General features: G+C 47.6%; 5 protein-coding genes and 1 tRNA gene. All 6 read left to right on the top strand.

Features of this window, described 5'->3' with window-relative positions; genetic code table 11:
* A tRNA-Arg gene (locus tag RDL68_RS06105) sits at positions 1-74 on the top strand.
* A gap of 118 nt (positions 75-192) precedes the next feature.
* Positions 193-915, top strand: a complete 723-nt coding sequence (locus tag RDL68_RS06100) for a hypothetical protein (protein WP_308540791.1) — start codon at positions 193-195, stop codon at positions 913-915.
* Positions 912-1406, top strand: coding sequence for a crossover junction endodeoxyribonuclease RuvC (gene ruvC / locus RDL68_RS06095; protein ID WP_308540790.1), 495 nt, complete (start codon positions 912-914; stop codon positions 1404-1406). Before RDL68_RS06100 ends, ruvC begins: the two co-directional genes overlap by 4 nt.
* 2 nt (positions 1407-1408) lie before the next feature.
* Positions 1409-1993: a Holliday junction branch migration protein RuvA gene (gene ruvA, locus RDL68_RS06090; protein ID WP_308540789.1), complete on the top strand. Its 585-nt coding sequence runs from the start codon at positions 1409-1411 to the stop codon at positions 1991-1993.
* Between the two features lie 27 nt (positions 1994-2020).
* Entirely contained in the window at positions 2021-3037 is a 1017-nt protein-coding gene (ruvB, locus tag RDL68_RS06085) for a Holliday junction branch migration DNA helicase RuvB (protein WP_308540788.1), read from the top strand.
* A gap of 84 nt (positions 3038-3121) precedes the next feature.
* Positions 3122-4140: tRNA preQ1(34) S-adenosylmethionine ribosyltransferase-isomerase QueA (gene queA / locus RDL68_RS06080; RefSeq protein WP_308540787.1), on the top strand; the 1019-nt coding region annotated here is incomplete at its 3' end.

Raw genomic sequence — 4140 nt, 5'->3', positions numbered from 1 at the left:
GTGCCATTAGCTCAGCTGGATAGAGCGTCTGGCTACGGACCAGAAGGTCTGGGGTTCGAATCCTCAATGGCACGTGTGCGCCGCTTGAACGATTTCAAGCGGCTGTTTTTTTGCCTGTTGTTTCGGTAAAAAAGTTTCGATACACGGGAAATAGTGTATACTGGAAGGGATCATCGGAAGGGAGGTAAGGATATGGATAATCGACTGCTTCAAGTCGAGGAAGGTCTGGAAAATCGTTTTTTATATCAAAATGACCCGGACTCGATGCACATTCTCCTCTCGATGATTGATCATCGTCAAAAGTTGGCGAATCTTCAGCCTGGCTATCGACTTATGGAACAAATGAGCAAGTCCCTAAATCGATCCCTTCGCTATCGAAAAGATCGAGATTATATCGTTTCTGCCATTAAGAAATTAATCAATGATGACGTGAACCGTTTTGAATTGGCTGTTTTTTTGAAGGGCTATGTTGCCGGAAGTCAGAATGCTTTTTTTGTTGACCGCTTAGAGCGTCTTGCGTTACAGGAGTATGATCCGGAACAATTAGCGAATCTGCCCATCCTCTATCATCACCACAAACAGGGGAAGGTGATGGGACTAAAGTCCATGGTGTTTCATCATATTAAAACGTCTACACAAGGCAATAAAGAAGTACGTCGCTATGCCAATCTCTATAGCCGTCGTATTCTGCGCAAGAAAATCTTGCAGCTTAATGGCTCTTTGGATGCGCAGATTGTACTTGATTTTGACCACCTCTCCCGCCTGACGGTGGAGGAGAGCGGATTAGAACTTCGCGAACTCAATATGATTTACAGCAAGGTCAACCATTATCTGTACAACACCATTGCTAAAGTATATCAATTTGCATTTTGGATGGGCCTTAACGATGCCGTTCTTGAAAGGTACGCACGATGAGAATCGTAGGCATTGATCCCGGTTTAGCGCGCGTGGGCTATGGAATAATCGATTTTGATGGTAACACGATTCGCACGGTAACCTTTGGTTGTATAGAAACGCCGGCGCACACGCCGTTACCGGCAAGATTACGACAAATAGATGAGCAATTGCATCAGCTGCTCAAGGATGCCGCGCCGGATGAGGCAGCCTTTGAGGAGCTTTTTTTCTATCAAAATAAGACTACAGGCATTACCGTTGCGCAGGCACGTGGGGTGGAAGTCAACGCTTTTGCACGTTTGCATATTCCACTCTATGAATATACACCAGGGCAGATAAAGCAGGCGCTCACCGGCTATGGACGCGCCAATAAAACGCAGATGCAGAATGCCGTTCGAATGCTTCTGCGTCTCGAAGAGATCCCGAAACCGGATGATGCGGCAGATGGCTTAGCGGTTGCGATTACCCATATCTTTGGGCAACGCTTCAAGGAACAACAGCGAATGAGGTAGCTATGTATGCGTATATTATCGGTCAGGTAACCGCCATGGAGACCGAAAAACTGATTTTGGAGAATAATGGCATTGGCTATGAATTAGCCATCTCAACCAAAGCTATGTCACGCTTTCAAGTTGGCGAAGAGGTGAAGGTCTATACGCGCTACATCGTACGGGAAGATGGGGTTTTTCTCTATGGCTTTTATGATGAGCAGGAAAGGGAGATGTTTGACCGCCTTACGAAAGTATCTGCTGTCGGACCAAAGGTGGCTATTTCCATCTTGTCTGCCGTTGGTGTAGAAGGCATTATTCACGCCGTGCAACAGCATGATATTTCGGTGCTGACAAAAGCACCGGGGGTCGGTAAGAAGACGGCAGGTCGCATTCTCCTCGAATTAGTCGATCAGTTGAAGCATTTTTCCCTTACCGAAGAACCTCTTCTGCCTATGCAAGGAGAAGAACAAGCGGAATTTGACGTAGCCTTGCAGGGACTCATCAATCTTGGCTATCAGCGAAATGAAGCGATGCGCGCCTTAAACGGGTTAGATCCCTCTTTACCTCTATCCGCTCTTATGCGTATGGCGTTACAGAGACTTGGTTAAGGAAAGATTTAAGGAAAGGGGAGCGCTTTGGATCAGGATCGCATTATTGATATTCAAGCGAACGCAGAAGATACGTTTAACGAAGGCAATCTTCGTCCGCGTTGGCTCAATGAATATATCGGACAAGAAAAAACAAAAGAAAAATTAAAAATCTTTATGGGCGCGGCGAAGACGAGAGGGGAAGCGCTGGATCATGTGCTGCTCTCCGGTCCTCCGGGCTTAGGAAAGACTACGCTTGCGGGCATTATTGCCAACGAGATGGGATCAAGACTTAAGATTACTTCCGGACCTGCTATAGAACGGCAGGGGGACTTAGCCAGTATTTTGACCAATCTTCACCGCGGCGATGTCCTGTTTATTGATGAAATTCATCGTATTAACCGCAATATCGAAGAAGTGCTGTATTCCTCCATGGAGGATTTTGCTCTGGATATTATGGTGGGAAAAGGCACAACGGCACAGAGTTTGCGCTTGGAATTAGAACCCTTTACGCTCATTGGCGCTACCACGAGAAGCGGGATGCTGTCATCTCCTCTGCGTGATCGCTTTGGCGTATTAATAACGTTTGAACCGTATCAACCGGAAGAGTTGGCTCGTGTCGTTACCCGTTCAGCCGGGATTCTTGACATTGCGATTGATGCCGAATCAGGAATGGAAATCGGACGTCGATCCCGTGGAACGCCGCGTGTCGCCAATCGCCTTCTGCGTCGTATTCGCGACTTTGCGGAAGTGTGCGGAGAAGGCGAAATCACACCGCAAGTGACGCAAGAAGCTCTTCGCCTTTTGGAAGTGGATGCACTTGGCTTGGATAAAGAAGATCGCCGCTTTCTAACCATTATCGCGGAACTGTTCGCAGGCGGTCCGGTTGGTTTGGATACCGTTGCTGCCTCCATGGGAGAAGAAAGCCGAACAATTGAAGACGTCATTGAGCCCTTTCTGATGCAAATTGGCTTTTTAGCGCGAACGCCCCGCGGTCGCATTCTTACGCCAAGTGCGTACCGTTATTTAGACATTCCGCTTCCTTCAAGAACTTTGCTGGATTAGTCGGCTTTCTTAGGATTCTTTAATGACGTAAATATCCGCCGTTTCCGAAGGACGCGGCGTTAGTGCGATAGAAAAGGAGAGACGATGAAAACATCGGATTTTCGTTATACATTGGATCGGAAGTTGATTGCTCAGCATCCGACAAAGAAGAGAGAAGATTGCCGATTGATGGTGCTGGATCGCGATACGGGGAAGATGACGCATGATCATTTTTCTTCTCTTTTAGCGTATCTTGAGCCCGGAGATGCGCTTATTATGAACGATACCAAAGTGATTCCCGCGCGCCTCTTCGGTCACCGAGAAGGTAAAGAGGAGCGCGTGGAGGTTTTGCTGCTTCGGCGTGAAGAAGGTGATCTCTGGGAGTGTCTGGTTAAGCCGGGCAAAAAAATGCGAGAAGGATCTGTTTTATTTTTTGGTTCCGATGCCGACCCCATGATGACCGGTACGGTGGAATCCATTAAGGAAGATGGTCAACGCCTGATTCGTTTTCGTTATGAGGGGGTGTGGGAAGAATTGTTAGACCGCATAGGGACAATGCCTACGCCACCTTATATTACCGAGGAACTCAAGAATAAAGAGGATTATCAGACGGTTTACGCCAAAGTGGATGGCTCTGCGGCTGCACCGACGGCAGGGCTTCATTTCTCAAAAGCAATGCTGGCAGACTTAGAACGTCATGGTATTCGCTTGGGGTATCTGACGCTGCATGTGGGACTGGGGACGTTTCGTCCGGTTTCTGAAGAGAATATTGAAGATCACCCCATGCATTCTGAATTTTATGTTTTACCGCAGGAAACGGCGGACTTGATTGTCCGGACAAAAAAAGAAGGACATCGCGTTATCTCCGTCGGGACTACCTCTACACGCACGTTAGAAAGTGTTGCCGAGAAATATGGTTCACTGCGTGCAGACACCGGTTGGACGGATATTTTCATCTATCCGGGATATACGTATCGGGTCATTGATGGTATTATTACGAATTTCCATCTTCCGGAGTCAACACTGATCATGATGATTTCCGCACTGGTTGGAAGAGAATGCATTCTTCATGCCTATGAGGTGGCCAATGCACTGCGGTATCGCTTTTTCAGCTTTGGCGATGC

Source organism: uncultured Murdochiella sp., assembly GCF_902488755.1.
Lineage (GTDB): Bacteria > Bacillota > Clostridia > Tissierellales > Peptoniphilaceae > Murdochiella.
This window is presented reverse-complemented; position numbering and strand designations above follow the sequence as displayed.

What these genes read in the sequence shown, in the direction of transcription:
- RDL68_RS06100 (WP_308540791.1), top strand. Translation starts at nt 193, where the DNA reads ATGGATAATCGACTGCTTCAAGTCGAGGAAGGTCTGGAAAATCGTTTT.
- ruvC (WP_308540790.1), top strand. Translation starts at nt 912, where the DNA reads ATGAGAATCGTAGGCATTGATCCCGGTTTAGCGCGCGTGGGCTATGGA.
- ruvA (WP_308540789.1), top strand. Translation starts at nt 1,409, where the DNA reads ATGTATGCGTATATTATCGGTCAGGTAACCGCCATGGAGACCGAAAAA.